This window comes from Acuticoccus kandeliae, assembly GCF_003073115.1.
In genome coordinates, this window is sequence record NZ_QBBV01000001.1 from 180,217 (window position 1) to 199,732 (window position 19,516).

At 68.1% G+C, this 19,516-nt stretch carries 16 protein-coding genes and 1 tRNA gene; 7 read left to right on the forward strand and 10 right to left on the reverse strand.

Annotated elements, in window-relative coordinates; translation table 11 throughout:
• Positions 1-51: 51 nt before the first annotated feature.
• The 6 genes from DBV35_RS00810 to DBV35_RS00835 all read right to left on the reverse strand — a co-directional run bounded on the left by DBV35_RS00810 (position 52) and on the right by DBV35_RS00835 (position 5,419).
• Entirely contained in the window at positions 52-795 is a 744-nt protein-coding gene (locus DBV35_RS00810; protein WP_108658367.1) for a class I SAM-dependent methyltransferase, read from the reverse strand.
• Between the two features lie 7 nt (positions 796-802).
• Positions 803-1,720 carry a dihydrodipicolinate synthase family protein gene (locus DBV35_RS00815; protein WP_108658368.1) on the reverse strand — a complete coding sequence of 306 codons (918 nt, stop codon included), beginning with the start codon at positions 1,718-1,720 and terminating at the stop codon, positions 803-805.
• A gap of 205 nt (positions 1,721-1,925) precedes the next feature.
• Positions 1,926-2,135 carry a cold-shock protein gene (locus DBV35_RS00820; RefSeq protein ID WP_108658369.1) on the reverse strand — a complete coding sequence of 70 codons (210 nt, stop codon included), beginning with the start codon at positions 2,133-2,135 and terminating at the stop codon, positions 1,926-1,928.
• A 61-nt stretch (positions 2,136-2,196) separates the two neighbouring features.
• A complete protein-coding gene (locus tag DBV35_RS00825) occupies positions 2,197-3,435 on the reverse strand; it encodes a DEAD/DEAH box helicase (protein WP_245943796.1) in 1,239 nt (412 codons plus the stop codon).
• 357 nt (positions 3,436-3,792) lie between these two features.
• Positions 3,793-4,473, reverse strand: a complete 681-nt coding sequence (locus DBV35_RS00830) for an alpha/beta hydrolase (RefSeq protein WP_205648403.1) — start codon at positions 4,471-4,473, stop codon at positions 3,793-3,795.
• A gap of 97 nt (positions 4,474-4,570) precedes the next feature.
• Positions 4,571-5,419 (reverse strand): IclR family transcriptional regulator domain-containing protein, encoded by an 849-nt coding sequence (locus tag DBV35_RS00835; RefSeq protein WP_108658372.1) that lies wholly within the window; start codon positions 5,417-5,419, stop codon positions 4,571-4,573.
• A gap of 193 nt (positions 5,420-5,612) precedes the next feature.
• Here DBV35_RS00835 and DBV35_RS00840 point away from each other — a divergent pair, with 193 nt between their 5' ends.
• From DBV35_RS00840 to DBV35_RS00850, 3 genes are all read left to right on the forward strand, one after another.
• Positions 5,613-6,476 (forward strand): CoA transferase subunit A, encoded by an 864-nt coding sequence (locus DBV35_RS00840; protein ID WP_108658373.1) that lies wholly within the window; start codon positions 5,613-5,615, stop codon positions 6,474-6,476.
• A complete protein-coding gene (locus DBV35_RS00845) occupies positions 6,473-7,318 on the forward strand; it encodes a CoA-transferase subunit beta (RefSeq protein WP_108658374.1) in 846 nt (281 codons plus the stop codon). The genes DBV35_RS00840 and DBV35_RS00845 overlap by 4 nt, the downstream gene beginning before the upstream one ends.
• A 123-nt stretch (positions 7,319-7,441) precedes the next feature.
• On the forward strand, positions 7,442-7,777 hold the full coding sequence (locus DBV35_RS00850) for a non-heme iron oxygenase ferredoxin subunit (protein ID WP_108658375.1): 336 nt from the start codon (positions 7,442-7,444) through the stop codon (positions 7,775-7,777).
• Between the two features lie 16 nt (positions 7,778-7,793).
• Here DBV35_RS00850 and DBV35_RS00855 read toward each other — a convergent pair whose 3' ends face one another.
• Positions 7,794-8,681, reverse strand: a complete 888-nt coding sequence (locus DBV35_RS00855; RefSeq protein ID WP_108658376.1) for an alpha/beta hydrolase — start codon at positions 8,679-8,681, stop codon at positions 7,794-7,796.
• Between the two features lie 310 nt (positions 8,682-8,991).
• Here DBV35_RS00855 and DBV35_RS00860 point away from each other — a divergent pair, with 310 nt between their 5' ends.
• The gene (locus DBV35_RS00860) at positions 8,992-10,062 is read left to right on the forward strand and encodes a calcium:cation antiporter (RefSeq protein WP_108658377.1); all 1,071 of its coding nucleotides are present in this window, start codon (positions 8,992-8,994) and stop codon (positions 10,060-10,062) included.
• Here DBV35_RS00860 and DBV35_RS00865 read toward each other — a convergent pair.
• The gene (locus tag DBV35_RS00865; RefSeq protein WP_108658378.1) at positions 10,052-10,948 is read right to left on the reverse strand and encodes a DMT family transporter; all 897 of its coding nucleotides are present in this window, start codon (positions 10,946-10,948) and stop codon (positions 10,052-10,054) included. The genes DBV35_RS00860 and DBV35_RS00865 overlap by 11 nt on opposite strands.
• A gap of 608 nt (positions 10,949-11,556) precedes the next feature.
• On the opposite strand from DBV35_RS00865, the gene DBV35_RS00870 reads away from it, so the two are divergent.
• Positions 11,557-14,589, forward strand: coding sequence for a cadherin domain-containing protein (locus DBV35_RS00870; RefSeq protein ID WP_170134856.1), 3,033 nt, complete (start codon positions 11,557-11,559; stop codon positions 14,587-14,589).
• A gap of 351 nt (positions 14,590-14,940) precedes the next feature.
• On the forward strand, positions 14,941-16,497 hold the full coding sequence (locus DBV35_RS00875; RefSeq protein WP_170134857.1) for a methyl-accepting chemotaxis protein: 1,557 nt from the start codon (positions 14,941-14,943) through the stop codon (positions 16,495-16,497).
• Between the two features lie 139 nt (positions 16,498-16,636).
• On the opposite strand, the gene DBV35_RS00880 is transcribed toward DBV35_RS00875, so the two are convergent.
• Positions 16,637-16,713 (reverse strand) — tRNA-Met (locus tag DBV35_RS00880).
• 284 nt (positions 16,714-16,997) lie between these two features.
• Here DBV35_RS00880 and DBV35_RS00885 point away from each other — a divergent pair.
• A complete protein-coding gene (locus DBV35_RS00885; protein ID WP_108658381.1) occupies positions 16,998-17,921 on the forward strand; it encodes a homocysteine S-methyltransferase family protein in 924 nt (307 codons plus the stop codon).
• A gap of 207 nt (positions 17,922-18,128) precedes the next feature.
• Here the strand turns inward: DBV35_RS00885 and DBV35_RS00890 are convergent, their stop codons facing one another.
• The gene (locus DBV35_RS00890; protein ID WP_108658382.1) at positions 18,129-19,481 is read right to left on the reverse strand and encodes an ABC1 kinase family protein; all 1,353 of its coding nucleotides are present in this window, start codon (positions 19,479-19,481) and stop codon (positions 18,129-18,131) included.
• Positions 19,482-19,516: the final 35 nt, after the last annotated feature.

Sequence of the window (19,516 nt, forward strand, 5' to 3'; positions counted from 1 at the left end):
TCAATGTCGACGGCCTGGGCGGGTTCTGGCCGACGGGGCGGCGGACGGACCTCAGGCGGCCGCCGGCGCCTCCCACTCCATGATGAGGAACCACGGCACGCGCTCGTAGCGGGCGACGATGTCGGCCGGCCCGCCGGAGGGGCGCGGCTCGGTGAAATGGACGAGGTGGAGCCCCGCGCCGAGGAAAGCCTCCATGTAGAGGCTGAGCGGGCGATGCCAGTTGATGACGTCGATCCCGCGCCACTCCGCCCGGTAAGGGAAGGCCTCCAGATAGCGGTCGACGGGATAGCGGGGCACGCCGTTCGCGTCCGCGACCCAGCCATCGCTGGCGTTGGCGGTCGCCATCGGGGTGATGTTCGCGACGAGGAGGGCGCCGCCGGGGGCAAGGATCCGCGCCATCTCGGCGACGGCGGCGGGGACGTCCGGAATGTCGATGAGCGTCAGATAGCTGACGACGAGGTCGAAGGACGCGTCGGGAAAATCGAGCGCCTCGGCGCGGCCGGGGACGTAGCGGCCGGCGGGGTCGCGCCGGCGCGCCTCGTCGAGGAGGGCCGGCGTCGGGTCGATGCCGACCGTCTCGATGCCGCGCGCGGCGAGCATCCGGCAGAACCGGCCCTCGCCGCAGCCGACATCGAGCGCACGCCGCCGCGGCCGGCGCGTGGCGCGCGCCAGCATGGGGGCGTCGAGGACGTGGCGCCGGCCGAAATCGCCGCTGTCGGCCGGATCGCCGAGCGACTCGATCCAGGCCGACGCTGACCGGCGCCAGCCGCCCTCGTCGTCCCCCGCCTCGCTCATGGAGGGCTTACTTGCCCCAGGTGAGGGCGAGCGGGTTCACCTCGCGCGCGAGCTCCAGGAGGCCGGCGCGGGTCGCGGGGTGGAGCGGCGTCAGCGGGTGGCGCACATGGTCGGAGCGGATGACCCCGCCTTCCATCATCACCGTCTTGCACGAGCGCAGCCCGCACTGGCGGTTCTCGTAGTTGATGAGGGGGAGGAGCTGGCGGTAGAGGGCCGCCGCGCTCGCCCGGTCGCCCGCCGCGTGCGCGGTGAGGATCGGCTTGATGAGGTCGGGCAGCGTCGCGCTCGTCATCGAGCCGGTGGCGCCGGCATCGAGGTCGGCCATCAGCGTGATCGCCTCCTCGCCGTCGAACGGGCCGACGATGGCCTCGCCGCCCGCCTCGATCAGCGCGCGCAGCTTGCCGGCGGCCTGCGGCGTCTCGATCTTGAAATAGGAGACCATCGGGATCTCGCGCGCGAGGCGCGCGAGGAAGGGGACGGTCAGCTCGACGCCCGAGAGCGGCGCGTCCTGGATCATGATCGGCAGGCCGATCTCGGAGACGCGGGCGAACTGCTCGTAGGTCTGCGCCTCGTTCCCCTTGAGGAGGGCGCCGTGATAGGGCGGCATCAGCATGGTCATCGCCGCGCCGAGCTCCTTGGCGAGCTTCACGCGGTTGTAGACGATCTCCGTCGCGTAGTGCGAGCAGGTGACGATCGTCGGCACGCGCCCGGCGAGGTGCTCGATCGAGACGCGCATCAGCGTCTCGCGCTCCTCGTCGGAGAGGAGGAATTGCTCGGAGAAGTTCGCGAGGATGCAGACCCCGTCGACCCCCTGATCGACCATTAGGTCGAGGACGCGGCGCATCCCCTCGATATCGACGCGTCCGTCGTCGAAGAACGGGGTCGGCGCAACCGGCCAGATGCCGGAATAAACGGTTTGGGTCATCTCGGGTCCTCCCAGTCGCCCGCGTGCGGGGCGGGTCTCGTCGCTCCCTTCAAGCCAGAGGTCGCGGGCCAAAGCAATGCGGCGCCATGGAACCTTCCGCATCGTGGAAAGCGGCGAGCGGGGCGGCGGACACAAAAACGCCCGCCAAAAGGCGGGCGTTTCCGTCTCGGGAGGACGGGGCGCGGGCGCCCCGTGTCCTGATTTTTTAGAGCGCGCGCAGGTTCACGGCCGAGGACTTGCCGCGCTTGCGGTCAACCTCGATCTCGTAGCTGACGCGCTGGCCTTCGTTGAGGCTGCTCATGCCGGCCCGCTCGACGGCGCTGATGTGCACGAACACATCGTTGCCACCGTCCTCAGGGGCGATGAAACCGTAGCCTTTGGTGCCGTTGAACCACTTTACCGAACCGGTCGCCATGGTCTGTCTCCTGTCGAATGTCGTCTGATGGGTTTGGGGTCTTGCGAGGAGGCAGCGGGTGTCAGGCCTGCTGCTGGGCCGCGCGGTGAGTTGGACCGCCCGTGCGTCGCGGGCCGGACGATCCTGTCTTGTGGCGCTGGGGGTCACCCCCGGCGCGGCGGTTGCGCGGACCGGTAGCATTCGCCGTCACGGCGGTTGCCTTCGGTGCGTCCGGAGCACGGCGGCGCGGACGCCGGCGTGCGGGCTTGGCCGCGTCGTGAGCCGGGCGAGCCGGTTCGGCGGGAACCGACCCCTCGGCAGTCAGACGGCGGCCAATCAGTCGTTCGATGTCCTTCAGGAGGCCGCGCTCCGAAGGGTCACAGAACGAGATCGCGATTCCGCTGCGGCCGGCACGTGCGGTGCGGCCGATGCGGTGAACGTAGGCTTCCGGCACGTTCGGCATCTCGAAGTTGACGACGTGGCTGACGCCGTCAATGTCGATGCCTCGCGCGGCGATGTCGGTCGCCACGAGGATGCTGACGCGGCCGGAGCGGAAGGCGTCGAGCGCGCGCTGGCGCTGAGCCTGGCTCTTGTTGCCGTGGATCGCCGCTGCCTCCTGGCCGGCGTCGCACAGATGCTTGGCGACCTTGTCCGCCCCGCGCTTGGTGCGGGTGAACACGATCGCGCTCGCGACGTCGGGGTTGCGCAGCACGTCGATCAGCGCTGCGCGCTTGTCGCCCGCCTCGAGATGGCGGACGGACTGGTCGATCGCCTCGACCGGACGCGAGACGCGGGCGACCGCGATCTCGGCGGGGTTCGTGAGGAGATCGTTCGCAAGGGTGCGGATCGCGGGCGGCATCGTGGCCGACAGAAGCGCGGTCTGGCGGCCCGCCGGCAGCAGGCGGAAGATCCGCCGCACGGCCGGGAAGAAGCCGAGATCGAGCATCTGGTCGGCCTCGTCGAGGACCACGATCTTGGTCTCGCCGAGGGAGAGGGCGCCGCCGCGCATATGGTCTTCGAGGCGGCCCGGCGTCGCGATCAGGATGTCGAGGCCGCGCGCCAGGGTGCGCACCTGCGGCCCCGGCTTCACGCCGCCGACGACGACGCCCACGCTGAGACGCAGATGAGCGCCATAGGCGCGCACATTGTCCGCGATCTGGGCGGCGAGCTCGCGCGTCGGGGCGAGCACCAGCGCACGGCAGCTCTTCGGCTGCGGACGCCCGCGCTCGGCCGCCAGGCGGTCGAGGATCGGGAGCACGAAGGCCGCGGTCTTGCCGGTGCCTGTCTGTGCGGTGCCGAGTACGTCACGCCCCGCACGCATGGCGGGAATGACTTCAGCCTGAATGGGGGTTGGGTTTGTGTAGCCTTCGGCGGTCAATGCCCGAAGGATGGGCTCGGCAAGGCCGAGTTCCGAAAATTGTATCAAACGTCGTCTTTCGTGCGTCGCCGACTACAACGTCACGACGCGTCTTCATGCTGTCATTGTTTGGTCAGATGGGGCGCCGAAACACCCTCGCGGTGAGTGCCCTTCTGCACCACACCGGCACGGACGTTCGTCGCACACAGCCACGCTCGTCCGTCTCTGCCTTGCTGCTCAATATGCACAGGATTGGCGAAATCGCAAGGGTCTCGTGTCCCGAAACTCTATGCGTATGCAAGTTTTGTGTTGCCTAACTACTCAGGCCTTCGCGCTTACGAAGCCGCGAACCACGTCCACCTCTTCGGGAACGATCCCATGGCCGGCGCCGGGAAGGATTTCGACCTTCACCTTCGCACCCTTGCGCTTGAATATCCGCGCCGAGGTCTGCACCCGTGCAAGAGGAATATGCGGATCCTCTTCATGGCAGGCCAGATAAACGGAAGTTCCGCTCAAGTTGCCGCCATACTCGAATTTCTTCTCGGTGTTGCCGTACAACTCTGCGAGATATTCCCCGCCGGCCTCGCCTGTGCCGATCAACCCACCGGACAGGCCTGCCGCGAAGGCGAGCTTGCGTCCGGACCGCGCGGTGTATTCCAGCGCGAGGCAGGCGCCCTGGCTGAAGCCCATCACGCCGATCTGCTCGTCGGAAAGGCCCGCTGCGTTGAGGTTCGCGACCGCACGCTCCATCGCGGCGAGCGCGCTCGACACGAACGGCTGGTTCACGCCGAGCGGGGCGAGGAAGCTGTCCGGCCACCAGGACTGGCCCACCGCCTCCAGCGACACGTAGGTCACGTCCGGCGCGTTGAGCAGGATGCCGAGGCGGATCATGTCGTCGGGCGTGCCGCCGCGACCGTGCGCCATCACCACGGCCATGCGGGCCGAGACGAGGGGGACACCGGCCTGCACGACGCGGCCCTTGGCGTGAGGGTCAGCCTTCACGGCGCTCTTTCTCCAAACTGGGGGCCCATCTGGGCTGTTCGATGTCTTGATGCAAGATCCGGCCCGCTTCGGCCAAGGGTCCGGGCGCGCGGCCCTGCTATGCCGCCGCGCGGGACATGATGTGTCCGATCTCGTCCGCCGCGCGCCTGAGGCGCGGGACGAAGCGTTCGGCGAGCGCCTCGGTCGAATGGTTCGCCGCCGAGGTGCCGACATTCAGCGCTGCGACGACGCGCCCTTGCGCGTCGCGAATGGGCACCGCCACCGAGCGCAGGCCGTGCTCCAGCTCCTGGTCCACGATCACGTATCCCGCCCGCGCACCCGCCTCGATCCGTTCCAGGATCGCGGCCATGTTGGGCGCGGCGTGCGGGGTCGGCGGGGCGAGGTCGCACTGGGAGAGGACGCGCGCGCGCCCCGCCTCGTCGAGCCCGGCGAGGAGAACGCGGCCCATCGAGGTGTGGGCCGCCGGCAGGCGCGAGCCGACCGAGAGGGAGATCGACAGGATCTTCCGCGTCGCGGCGCGGGCGACATAACAGACGTCCGTGCCGTCGAGGATGCCGATCGAGACGCTCTCGTCGATCTCGCGCGAAAGGGCGGTGAGGACCGGCATCGCCGCCTCCCACGGATTGTGCGCGCCGAGCTGGCCGACCGCGAGCGCCACAACGCGCGGCGTCGCATAGAAGAGTCGCCCCTCCTGCCGCGCATAGCCGAGCTCGCAAAGCTGGAGGAGGGCGCGGCGCGCGGTCGCGCGGGCGAAGGAGAGCTCGGTCGCGACGTCGCTGAGCCGCAGCCCCCCTTGCGTGCGCGACAAGAGGCTGAGGACGGCGAGCCCCTTCGCGAGCGAGCCCGCGCCCGTCTCGTCCCGCGCGGCGGCTACGGCCGTGCGCGGACGCCCGGACGCGGGCGTCGCGGCGGCGATCGGGCGGGACGATCCGGTGGAAAGGTTCATGGTCTCCGTCGGCGCGCCGCGAGCCCTTGATGCGGACGCGCAAAGCTTGTTGACTATAGATACCAATGTTCGTTATGCGAACGCGCGGAAGGGGTCAAGGGATCCGGACGAGAGCCTGTGGGCCATGTCGCGCCCCGCGCCTCCCGCTCGATCCGCCCTTTCGCGCATCGAACAAGACAAGCGGGGATCCACCTTGGCTGAGCATCTTTCCCTCGAGGCGGCGGTCGCCGCCCATGTGCGCGACGGGCAGACGCTCGCGCTCGAGGGTTTCACCCACCTCATTCCCTTCGCCGCCGGGCACGAGATCATCCGCCAGGGCCGCCGCGACCTGACGCTCATCCGCATGACGCCGGACGTGCTCTACGACCAGATGGTCGGCATGGGCCTCGTGAAGAAGATGATCTTCTCCTATGTCGGCAATCCGGGGGCGGGGCTCCTGCGCCGCACGCGCGATGCGATCGAGAACGGGTGGCCGCAGCCGATCGCGTACGAGGAGCACTCGCACGCCGCGATGGCGAACGCCTACGAGGCGGGCGCGGCCGGCCTGCCGTGCGCGATCTTCCGCGGCTATCGCGGTGCCGAGCTCGCCCGCGTCAACCCGAACATCCGCACCATCACCTGCCCCTTCACCCACGAGGAGCTCGCCGCGATCCCGTCGAACCGGCCGGACGTGACGATCATCCATGCCCAGAAGGCGGACCGGCAGGGCAACGTCCTCATCGAGGGGATCATCGGCATCCAGAAGGAGGCGGTGCTCGCGGCGAAGACGGCGATCGTCACCGTCGAGGAGGTCGTCGACGACCTGCGCGCGCTCAATCTCAGCCCCAATGCGTGCGTGCTGCCGCATTGGTGCATCGCGGCGGTGGCGAGGGTGCCGGGCGGGGCGCACCCGTCCTACACGTCCGGCTATTATATCCGTGACAATGCCGACTACATCGCGTGGGATGAGATCTCCGCCGACCGCGACCGCTTCCACGCGTGGATGGAGGAGAACGTGCTCAACGTGACGCCGGGCGTCTTCGCCGACCGCGTCGCCGGACTGAGGAGCGCCGCATGACCGCCACGCCCAACGAGATGATGACGATCGCCGCCTCGCGATTGCTCACCGCCAAGGACGTTTGCTTTGTCGGCATCGGCGCGCCGTCGGCCGCCTGCAATCTCGCCCGGCTGACCCACGCGCCGGATATCACGCTGATCTACGAGTCGGGCACGATCGGCACGCGGCCGAACGTGCTGCCGCTCTCGATCGGCGACGGCGAATTGTCGGACACCGCGCTCACCACCGTCTCGGTGCCGGAGATGTTCCGCTACTGGCTCCAGGGCGGGCGCGTCACCATCGGCTTCCTCGGCGCGGCGCAGCTCGACGCGCGCGGCAACATCAACACCACCGTCATCGGCGACTATAAGAAGCCGAAGGTGCGGCTGCCGGGCGGCGGCGGCGCACCGGAGATCGCGACCCAGGCGCAGGAGATCTTCATCACCGCGCGCCAGGCCAAGCGCGCCTTCGTGAAGACGATCGACTTCGTGACGAGCCTCGGCCACGGCGCGCCCGGCGAGACGCGCCGCACCTATGATGTCGAGACCAAAGGCCCGACCCGCCTCATCACCGACCTCGCCCTCTGGACGATGCTCGACAAGGACGGGCGCAGCGCCCACGACGAGGGGTTCGACGCGCGTCGCGCCGAGTTCACCGTGGTGAGCCTCCATCCGGGCGTCACCCGCGCCGCGCTCGAGGAGACGGTCGGCTGGCCGGTCTGCTACGCCGACAAGGTGGGGCTGGAGGTGACGGAGACGGCGCCCGCGACCGACGAGGAGCTCTCCGTGCTGCGCGAGCTTCAGGCCCGCACCAAGGCGGCGCACGAGCGCGGCAAGGTCGCCGCCAACGAGCCCGCCGAATAGGCCGGCGGGCGCGCGCCCGCCTCTCGCCCCGGCCGATCGCCGTTGAATTGCGGCGATTGGCGGTTGCCCCCCGCCGCGCGATCTGGAACCACTTGGCCTGGCAATGGCAACGGGGAGGGGCGGATGAGTGCCGACCTCAAGTGGACGGTGGCGGCGGATCTCTCGGAGGTCACGTCGCTCGACAGCGGGATCGCGCTGCCGGTCGAGATCGAAGGGCGCCCGATCGCGCTCTGCCCCCACGAAGGCCAGATCTACGCGGTCCACGACGTGTGCAGCCACGGCCAGGCAACGCTGTCGGACGGCTTTCTCGACGGCTGCCTGATCGAATGCCCGCTCCACCAGGGCCTTTTCGACATTCGCGACGGCTCCCCGCAGGGTGAGCCCGCCGAGGAGGCCGTCCCAACCTATCCGGTCAAGATCGAGGACGGGAAGGTCCTCGTCGGCCTGCCGGAGAGCTGAGCGGCCGGGGCGCGCCTCAGCCCGCGCGCCTGCTCTCGCTGAAGAGGCTCAGAAGCTCGGCATAGAGGGAGGTGTCCGGGTCGGCGAGGTCGAAGATCACGTCGAAATGGTTACGGACGGGGACCTCCATCGAATGGGCGCGGCGGCCCGACGCCGCCCATGCGCTGGCGAAATCGTGCGTCTGGCGGCGGAACTCGCTCGTCTCGAGCCCGCCGACCGCGGCGACGACCGGCGCCTGCGAGGGGCTCCCCTCGATGAGGTGCTGCGGCGAGAGGGCTGCGGCGCGCGCGGCGTCGAGCGAGAGCCAGTCGTTCACGTGGCAGAGCCGCATCGGCTCCACATCCATCAGCCCGGAGATCGGCATCGCCGCCTTCACGATGTCGACCGGCACGCCATAGAGGCCGTGCCACCGTCCCGTCACCATCATTCCCGCCAGATGCCCACCCGCCGACGAGCCGCCGACCACGATGCGCGACGGGTCGAGCCCGTAGCGCGCGCCCTCGCGGTGGAGGAAGGCGAGGCAGCGCCGGCACTGGGCGACGATCTCCTCCAGATTCACCGCCGGGGCGAGGCCGTAATTCACCGAGACGGTGGCGATCCCGGCCGCCGCGAGCGCCGGCGCCATGAAGCCCCCATGGTCCTTCGACAGCGCGCGCCAGTAGCCGCCATGGATGAACACGAAGACCGGCGCGTCGGTGATGTCGTCGACCGGATAGATGTCGCACGTCTCGTCCGCGCTCGTGCCGAAGGCGACGTCGAGGATGGGACTCGTGAGCGCTTTTGCCTCGTCCGTCCGCTCCTTGTAGGCGTCGATATAGAGGTCGACATTTGGGACGGTCGCACGCGCCGTGTACTGGCGGTCGAGCTCGGCACGGTCCATCCCGCGATAGAGGGGTTCGGTCATCGGTCTCGGTATCGTCACGTTGCGGTTGTACGGACCATCTAGACCGACTTTCCTTTCGAGTCTGTTCGGATCCAGCCAATCCGCCCGCGTCCGCGCCCGTCCAGGCATGCGCGGCCGTCGACCAGTCGAAGCAAACATGCTAGCCGAATGGGCGATTGCGGGCGGACAAGAAGCAACCACACCGGGAGGCGGCGGCAGGGCCCGGCCGCGTCCCGGCGCGTACGGCTGCCGGAACCGCACGGCCGCCGCATGATTATCGAGCGCACCCCTGACGGAGGACACGACCATCACCGACCCACACGCAACGGGGATGCTGCCCCGCTGGACCTGGATTTTTCCGCTTCTTGCCCTGGCGATGATCGGTGCGAAATTTCTCCACATGGTCGACCCGACCAACGTGATCGTGGCGATCGCCGCGGCGGCGCTGCTCGGCGGGTCGGTGTTCTCGGCGGTGCATCACGCGGAGATCGTGGCGCTCCGGATCGGTGAGCCGTTCGGCTCGATCGTCCTCGCGGTGGCGGTCACGGTGATCGAAGTGTCGCTGATCGTCTCGATCATGTTCACGACGGAGGGGGGCGGGGCCGAGATCGCGCGCGACACCGTGTTCGCCGCCTTGATGATCGTGCTGAACGGGGTGGTCGGCATCTGCCTCCTCATCGGCGGGCTGCGCTATCACGAGCAGCTCTTCAATGTCGGCGGCGCGAGCGGCGCGCTGGTGGTGCTCGGCACGCTCGCGACCCTCGCCCTCATCCTGCCGAACTACACCGAGGCGGTGCCGGGCCCGGTCTACTCGACCGCCCAGCTCCTCGTCGTGGGCGCGGCCTCCCTCGCCCTCTACGGGCTCTTCCTCTTCGTGCAGACGGTGCGGCACCGCGAATATTTCCTCGACGCGGGCGACCCGGCCGGCGACCACCCGGTGCCGTCCTTCAAGACGTTCCTCGTCAGCAGCGTCCTCCTCCTCGTCTCGCTGGTCTCGGTGATCCTGCTGGCGAAGACGCTGTCGCCAATGGTCGAGGCGGGCGTGATGGCGGCGGGCCTCCCTGCGGCGTTCGTCGGCGTGGTGATCGCCGCCGTCGTCCTCCTGCCGGAGGGGCTCTCGGCCTTTCGCGCGGCGAAGGCGGACCGGCTCCAGGGCGCGCTCAACCTCGCGCTGGGGTCCGCGATCGCGAGCATCGGGCTCACGATCCCGGCGGTCGGCCTCGTGTCGATCTTCCTCGGGATCGACCTCATCCTCGGTCTCGAGGCCGAGCATGTGGTGCTCCTGACTCTCACCCTCTTCGCGAGCGTCGTCAGCCTCGGCACGGGGCGGACGACCGTCCTTCAGGGCGGCGTCCACCTCGTGATCTTCGGCGCGTTCCTGACGATCGCGGCTATCCCGTAACGCTCGTCGGGACGGACGCCGGCGGGGCGCGCCGGCGTCGCAAGGCGAGGGCGTTCGACCCCGCGAGGACGACAAGCAGGATCGCACCCCCGGCGAGCGTCGCGGGGTGCGGCGTCTCGCCGATGATGCCCCAGACGAGGAGCGGGGCGATCACCGCCTCCAGGAGGAGGAGCAGCGAGACCTCCGCGGAGGAGATGTAGCGGGGCCCGAGCGCCATCAGGCTCGCCCCGATCGGGATGAAGACGAGGCCGAGCAGCGCGGCGAACAGCCAGTCCGGCCCCTGCATCGAGCCGAGCGTGAGGAAGGGGAGCGACGTCAGCGAGGTGATGACGTAGGCGACCCCGGCCGCCGGCACCATCGAGATCGATCGCGCGGCGCGCGCGACGGTGAAGGCGGAGGCGAGCATCGCCGCCGCGCCGAGCGCCAGGATGTCGCCGACAAGCGCCTCGCCCCCCACCGACAACGAGCCGTGCGCGATGACCGCCGCGCCGACGATCGTCAGCCCGATCGTGACCGCGACGCGCCGCGAGATCCGCTCGCCGAGAAAGATCCGGCTGACGATCGCGGCGAAGACCGGCGCGAGGCTGATGATGAAGACCGCGTTCGCGACGGCCGTGAGCTGCACGGCGAGGACGAAGAGCGTCGTCCCGAGGCTCGTGAACACGGCATAGCCGAGCCCCTTCACGCCGAGCCCGCGTAGGATCGCGGGCGTGCGCGCGCGATAGAAGAGGGTGACGGCGGTGAGGATCGCGACCGCCGCGAACGCCGCGCGCCAGAAGACGACGGTCATGTGCGGGGCGTCGATCAGCCGGATGAGCAGCGAGTCGGGCGCGATCGCGAGGACGCCCACCATGGTGATGAGCACGCCTTTGGTGTGTTCGGTCACATCTCTTCCGCCGCGTGACGGCGTCCTTGTCTTCCCCGCCATCCGTTCGGAGCGGCCCGTCTCCCATCGCATCCCTTAGGCTCGCGCGCCACTGCCCTCGCCAACTGGAGCGGTTCCAGGGCGTACGTTTGAATTCATGTGGATGTTTGCAAAATCTGGATCTGCTGCAATCCGAAATCAATTGAGCGGATATTCTTATCTGTAAAACGTTCAGATCACGAATTACATAGTATATGTTCAATATACATTGTAATTTTATGTATTGACTCGCAGTTTGATGCGTATAGGAAGGTTTCGTTCCTTCTGCATTTTTGCTGAATCATGTCACGGACCATCGCGAAACCGACGAACCCATCACGGCCCGAGGGCCCGGCCGCGGCGCGTGCCGTGGCCCGGCCGCCGGTCCGCGTCCGTCCCTATCGGCGAAAACCGAAACAGTAGCGCCGCGTCCGCCCGAGTTCCGCCCGAGTTCCGGCGGCGTGCGAAGTGAGCGTGGCTTCCTCCGGGAACGGCTGATCGCCGGCCCGGACCGGTCGTCGCGCGTCCGCTGCACGCCCGCCGATCGCCCCCACCGATTTCAATAAAACCACCGAATGGAAGCTGTCACCATGGCTGTTACAAGCTCAATTCTGACGATCGACGCGTCGTCGTCCACCGCCGGGATGAACTACGACACGTTCATCACCGATTATATAAGCGGGCTCACCGGTGGTGCTTACAACTTCTACGGCGGCACGCCCGACAACTTGTATGGCAGCACGTATTATGTGAACGGCGACGAGGTCGCGTTCAAGTACACCGACTCCGCCGTGCGCGCGGTGCTGGAAGGCGAGTCGCTCGCCTATGACTGGATCCACTACGGCCAGTCCTATCCGCACGCCCTGTCGGGCTCGGTCGACGCGCTCGTCTTCGGCAACTGGATCGACGGCACGACGACCGCGACCGAAGGCACCGGCGAGGCGGGCAAGATCCAGGGCCTCGAGGAGCTCTTGCGTATCAGCGGGTTCGATATCGACGTCGCCGCCGGCACGGGCGCGACCGAAGACAACCACGTGATGACGCTCTACAACGCGTTCCTCGCCGCCGATTCAGCCGCGATCTACGACTTCCTCGCCACCTACGCGCAGAACTATGTCGGCTCGGCCGGCGCCGACACCTACACCGGCACCGAATTCGACGACACGATCGCGAGCAATGGCGGCGACGACGATTTCGACGGCGGTGAGGGGAGCGACACCGTCACGCTCGCCGGCCAGTCGACCGACTGGACGATCACCCCGGTCGCCGGCACGCTCTACACGCTGACGAATGGCGGCACGACCGTCACGCTCGAGAATATCGAGTTCGCCCAGTTCGACGACCGCGCCTACGACTTCGCGACGGGCGAGTGGATCGGCGGCAACGCCGCGCCCGAGAACATCACCCTCTCCAACACCGAGCTCCTGGAATCGGCGCGCACGGGCTCGACCGTCGGCATCCTGTCGGCGACCGATCCGGAAGGCGACGACATCACCTGGTCGCTGGTCGCGGGCGAGGGCGACAACAACTCGAAGTTCGCGCTGAAGACGCTGGAGGACGGCTCGGTCGCCGTCGTCCTGAAGAACACGCTCGATCACGAGGCGTCCGGCGGCGTCTACGATCTCGTGGTGAAGGCGACGGACTCGGAGGGCAACGAAACCGTCGAGACGATCGAGATCACCGCGCTCGACGACCCGTTCAAGGTCTCGTCCGTGCCGACCGGCAAGGACTACACGGCCATCATGGAGAATGCGCCGGTCGGCACGCAGATCGGCTTCATCTACGCCTTCGACGCGAGCTTCACGCCCGAGACGGTGGAGCTGACCGACGATGCGGGCGGCCTCTTCTCCGTCACCCTCGGTGAGGCAAGCGGCAACCCCTACTACTTCCTGACGGTTAACGGCCCGCTCGACCATGAGACCGCCGCCATCCAGGAGGTGACGATCAAGGCGACGGACGCCGGTGGCGTCTCCTACGAGAAGACCTTCCAGGTCCATGTCCTCGACGCGCCGGAGGCGACCGACGAGGGCATCGAGGCGCGCGGCACGATCGTGATCGACGCCGACACCGCGCTCGCCGAGACCAATGGCGGCGTCGACTGGAACACCTATCTCGACGACGCCTTCGCCAACATCGTGCCGGGCCTGCCGGGCTTCCTGCCGGCCGGGACCGGCTGGTCGCCCGAGACCCCGTCCTCCGAGTTCCTCTACGCGAACACCAGCGACGGGACGATGATCTCGCTGAAGGGCTCGGATCTCGTCTACAACTGGACCGACCCGATCAGCGGGGAGGACGCCCACGTCGTCTCCGGTTCGATCACCGAGATGGCGTTCGGCCTCGGCGTGACGACGGGGACGCCGGAGCTGAACGACCCGGAAGTCACCATCACCGGGCTCGACCTCTACAACGACTCCAGCCTGATGAACCGGATCGAGGGCGAGACGCAGATCGTCGCCCAGGCGTGGATGTACGGCCTCCACGGCAGCAATCCGGGCGACATCGAGTTCGTGAAGGCGACCCTCGCCGCCTACGCCCAGGACTTCCGCGGCTCCGCGGCGGGCGATGCCTACACCGGCACCATCTTTGACGACACGATCACCGGCAATGGTGGCGACGACTCGCTCGATGGCGGCGAAGGCGAGGACACGGCCGTCTTCGCGGGTGCCCGCTCGGACTATGAGCTGACCTACAACGAGGACGGCACGACCACCGTCGTCGACCTCGTCTCCGACCGCGACGGCACCGACACCCTCGCCAATATCGAGAAGCTGCAATTCTCCGACGGCACCATCGACACGCCGGGCGAGAACACCGCACCGACGGGCCTCTCCCTCTCGGCGAACACGGTTTCCGAGGATGCGGCGGTCGGCACGCTGATCGGCCTCCTGTCGGCGACCGACGCCGAGGGCGACCCGATCACCTACGCGATTCTCGACAATCCCGGCTCCTATTTCGAGATCGTCGGCAACGAGCTGCGCCTTGCGGCGGGGATCGACTACGAGACCATCCAGTCCGTCGACCTCCTCATCGAGGCGAAGGACGATGAGGGCGCGTCGACCTCGCTCGAATTCACCATCGACGTCCTCGACGTGGAGGAGGGCACGCCGCCTGACTCGGTCCAGGAGGGCGGCAACGGGTTCGACATCCTGACCGGCACGCGCGGCAACGATCTCCTGCGCGGCAATGGCGGGCTCGACATCCTTTCCGGCGGTCGCGGCGACGACACCGTCGAGGGCGGTGCTGGCCGCGACGTGCTGCGCGGCGGGGTCGGCGACGATGTCCTCTCCGGCGGTGCGGGCAACGACCTCCTCAATGGCGGGCTCGGGCGCGACGTCCTCATCGGTGGCGAGGGCAACGACACGATGCGCGGCGGCCTCGGCGCCGACGTCTTCGAGTTCGGGGCGGATTTCGGCCACGACGTGATCGCCGATTTCGGCCTCTTCGCCTTCAACAACGACGTGCTGCGCATCTCGACCGACGTGTTCGAGGACTTCGACGATTTCATGGACGCGGCCGACCAGGTGGGCGGCAACGTCGTCATCACCGTCGACGAGGACAATTCCCTCACCCTGCGCGACGTGGAGCTCTACCTGCTGCGCGAAAGCGACGTGGCGTTCGTGTAGGGCGGCCACGCCGACCAGCGACGCAGCGGCGGCCTCCGGGCCGCCGTTTTGCGTTTTGCGGGAGGGGGGAGGCGATGAACCGGCGGAGGTGCCTCGCCGCATTCTCATCGCAGCAAGCCTGAAATGACGCTCCGCCGCTCCGGGATGGGCGGCACCTCAGCCTCGCGGAAGCGAATATCGTCAATTTGCGTGGACCGTTCCTGGCAGTGGTCTCAGCCGATGATGAATCGAATTTCGCTCTCTGCTCGCATGGCCGTCATGGCTGTGTGCGCGATTGCCGCGCTAAGCGCATTCTGCGTCATACAGGTCGTCCAGGCGCGCTCTGTCATCCACGCAACAGACGTCAGCCGGGTGCTGCAAGAGAACATCGACACCGTCGCCAGTATGCAGCTCGCCAACACCGAGCTGGTGCTCGCGGCGATGGATTCCATCATCGACAAGGACGAGGGCGCCATCCAGCCGGAGCGGCTCGAGATCATCGGCAACTCCATCGACGCCATTCGCGCCGGTGTGCCGGCGCTCCAGCAGTTGGCACAGCTTGCGGGGATCCAAGCGGCGGCCAGCGATTTCCTCGCCGATTTCGACCCGGTGGCCAACGGAATTCAGGTCGACCTCGCGAAGGCGATCCAGTCCCAGGCCGGTCCGGAGGCCTTCGCGAGGCTTGACGACGTCATCGACCAGAATGGCGAGCGCGTGGCGGAGATCCTCAGCACGGTTCGCGTCGCCGGCAACAATGCTCTCAGCGCGGCCCTTGGCACGCTGCAGGAGGCGTCGGACTCGGGGCTGTACTCGGTGCTGACGACATTTGCCGTCTCCCTGGCGCTCCTGATGCCGCTCCTCTTCTTCATCACGCGCAGCATCGTGAAGTCGCTGACCCGGATGGAGGATGCGGTCGGCGCCATCTCCGAGGGCGACCTCGGGATCGTCGTCCCCGACATGAACCGGACGGACGGGATTGGCCGAATGGCCCGCGCGGTCGAGGTCCTGCGTCAGAAGAGCCTGGAGGCGGAGCGGCTGCGCCAGGAGAACAGCGCGCTCGCCCAACGCAGCGAGGACGAGCGGCGCAAGGGGCTGAACGACGTCGCAACCCGCTTCCGCCAGGATGTCGGCGACGTCGTCGGCGCGGTCATCGGCGCGAGCGAAGAGCTGGAAGCGACGGCCAACGCGCTCGTCGACATCTCGGAGCGCACGCGCGGACGGTCAGGCCATTTCTCGGAGACGGCACAGCAATCGCTCGAGAATGTCGGCACAGTCTCCGCGGCGACCGAAGAACTCGCGAGCAGCGCCGCCGAGATCGGCGCACAGGTCGCGCATTCGGCCACGATCGTGCGCTCCGCCGTCGACGAGGTGAGCCGGGCGGACCGTCAGGTTCAGGGATTGTCCGGGGCCGCCCAGCAGATCGGCAGCGTCGTCGACATGATCCGCGGGATTGCCGAGCAGACCAATCTGCTCGCCCTCAACGCGACGATCGAGGCGGCCCGCGCCGGCGAGGCCGGCAAAGGGTTCGCCGTCGTGGCGCACGAGGTGAAGTCGCTCGCCGAGCAGACGGCCAAGGCAACGGAGGAGATCGGCAAACAGATCCAGCACGTTCAATCCGAGACGAGCGGCGCGGTCGGTGCGATCGAGGTCATTCGCGACACCATCGCCCGGATCGACGAGACGGCCGCTTCCATCGCCGCGGCGGTCCGCCAGCAATCCGCGGCGACGTCGGAGATCTCCCGCAACATTCACGAGGCGGAGCAGGGGTCGCGCTCGATGAGCGAGGACATCAGGGGGGTGAGCGCGGACTCGGAAGAGACCGAGCGTGCCGCGCAGGGCGTGCTCCTGTCGGTCCGGAGCCTCTCGACGCAGGCCGCCGCGATGAACCAGCGGATCGACAAATTCCTGAACGTGGTGTGCGCAGGCTAGGCGTGCCGTCGGCCATCCGTCGTCCCTGACGAGGACAGGCGCGCGATCGAGCGGATTGGCGGATCGGCTGGGGTTTTGGCGCTGTGCGAGGCCCAGAAATAGCGAAGCCGAGCACAGGGCTCGGCTTGTTCGCTGTTACTGGTTGCGGGGGCAGGATTTGAACCTGCGACCTTCAGGTTATGAGCCTGACGAGCTACCGGGCTGCTCCACCCCGCGTCAGCGCCTTGCGGCAGGGCTCATGTAGCAAGCACCGCTCCGGAGATAAAGGGGGGTGGGGACATCTCTTTGTCATAAAATTCCTGTGGCCCCCATCGAAGCGCGGAGCAGGGTCCTTTTCGGGGCGGAAACGGCCCCGGATCGCCTGCGATTTGTGATGTGGATCACATTTTGACGCATTGGCTGCGCGCTTTGTGCACATCTGCATTGCGGGAGGGCACCGGCGAGCCAACCTGTCGCACCGCAACGGCCGTCGGGGCCGGGCAAAAATTGCGGAGAGTTTCATGAGCAGCCTGCTTAATCCCGGAGTTCGCTATCTCACCGACAGCGGCCTGGAGACGACGCTTGTCTTTCATGACGGTATCGAGCTGCCGGCCTTCGCGGCGTTCCCGCTCGTGGAGGAAGAGGCCGGGCGCGACCGCCTTCGCGCCTATTATCGAGAGCATGCCGACCTCGCGAAGGCGCATGGGATGGGCTTCGTGTTCGAGGCGCCGACATGGCGGGCGAACACCGACTGGGGTGAATCGATCGGCTACACGCAGTCCGAGATCAACGCGGTGAACCGCGAGGCGATCGCGCTGATGCGCGAGATCGAGGCGAACTATCCGATGATGGCGACCCTCGTCTCCGGCCAGATCGGCCCGCGCGGCGACGGCTACCAGCCGACCCGCGTGATGTCGGCGGAGGACGCGGCCGACTATCACGCCCCGCAGATCGCCGCCTTCGTCAACGCCGACCTCGTGACGGCGCTCACCATCAACTATGTCGACGAGGCGGTTGGTATCGTGATGGCGGCCCGGCGGGCGCGGATGCCGGTGGTGATCTCCTTCACGACCGAGACGGACGGACGCCTGCCGGACGGGCAGGAGCTCGGCGACGCGATCATGGAGGTCGACGAGCGCACCAATTCCGGGCCGGCCTACTACATGCTGAACTGCGCGCACCCGCAGCACTTCATGCGCCGGCTGGATGGGCCGTTCGCCTCGCGCATCGGCGGATTGCGGGCGAATGCGTCGACGATGTCCCACGCCGAGCTCGACCAGTGCGAGGCGCTCGATATCGGCGACCCGATGGCGCTCGCGGCCGATTATGCGGACCTGCGCCGGATGCTGCCCGCGCTCTCCGTCTATGGCGGCTGCTGCGGGACGGACATTCGCCATATCGGCTGCATCGCCCACGCGATCGCCCCGGCGGCGGCCGCCGCCTGAGGCAAACTCCGGCACGCCGGAGCGAGCGGACCACACGCCGCGCCATCCGGGCGTGCGCCGTGACGGGGTCGATGGGTTTTCGCGAGCCCGGCCTCGTCATCGCCGCGCGCGCCCGTCCGGCGGGGCCCTGATCTCCCCGCAGCGCTCACCGGGCGCTGCGGCAGGGCTCCCGCGCGGAGCCGCGTCTCTGATCGTCTCTCCTGCCGGTCAGGGACGCGGCAGGCCCGCCTCGTCGAGCGCCGCCGCCTGGCGTTCCTCCACCGCGGCGGGCGGGAAGGCCGCGAGCTCTTCCTGGAAAATCTCGTAGAAATTCAGCTCCGCCTGGAGGTGGAGCAGCACCGCGCCGAGCCCCAGCGCCGCGCGGTCCATGAACACGAACTCGCGCGGGACGAGCACCGGCCCCTTCTCCTTCAGCGCCTGATGCACCGAGAAGGCCTCACGCCGTCCGTACTCTCCGGGCTTGGTGCCGTCGGCGAGCGTGCGCACGCGGTCGTCGAGGATCGGCCCATAGATGAAGCGCGCCCAGATGTTGAGCACCTCGATCAGCTCGCGCGACAGGCCGCGGAAGCCCCACGTCTCGTAGGCGTTGACGACGCGGGCCTCGTCGTCGTGGAGGAGGCCCTCATAGAGGTCGACCACGCCGTGGACGAAGCTCTTCGGGAAGATCCGGATGCAGCCATAGTCGAGGAGGTTGATGCCCGCCGCCTCGCCGCCCTCCTCGAACACCGTGTAGTTGCCGAGGTGCGGGTCGCCGTGGATCACGCCGATATCGGCGAAGGGGTGCCAGTAGGCGCGGAAGAGGGCGCGGGCGATGCGGTTGCGCGTCTCGAGCGGCGCTTCCTTGTACTCGAGGAGCCGCCGGCCATCGAGCCAGCCGAGCGTGAGGAGGCGCCGGGTCGACAGGTCCGGATGCACCGCCGGGACGCGGATCGTGTCGTCGCCGGCGAAGGTGCGCGCATAGAGGCGGGCGGCGCGCGCCTCGCGCTCATAGTCGAGCTCCTCGCGCAGCCGGTCGGCGATCTCGCGGCGGATCTCGCTGGTGTCGATCCCCGGCCGCATCCGCTTGTGCAGGTTGAAGATGAGGCCGAGCTGGGACAGGTCCGCTTCGATCGCCGAGTCCATGTTCGGATATTGGAGCTTGCAGGCGACGTTCTCGCCCTCCGGCGTCACCGCGCGGTGGACCTGGCCGAGTGAGGCGGCCGCCGCCGGCGCCTTCTCGAAATGGCGGTAGCGCTTCAGCCAGTCGGGCCCGAGCTCGGCGGCCATGCGGCGCTTCACGAACGGGTATCCCATCGGCGGGGCGTTCGACTGGAGGCTCGCGAGCTCGGCCGCATATTCGGGCGGCAGCGCGTCGGGAATGGTGGAGAGGAGCTGGGCCACCTTCATCAGCGGGCCCTTCAGATTGCCGAGGGCGCGGGCGAGCTCCATCGCGTTCTTGTCGTGGTCGATGGAGCTGCCGAGGAGGCGCGAGCCGATCATCTTCGCCGCGATGCCGGACATGTTGGTGCCGACCCGCGCATAGCGGGTGGCGCGGCCCGAAAACGAATTGCGCTCGTCCATGGTGTCGCTTTGGTCTCGCTTTCTGTTCCGATGGC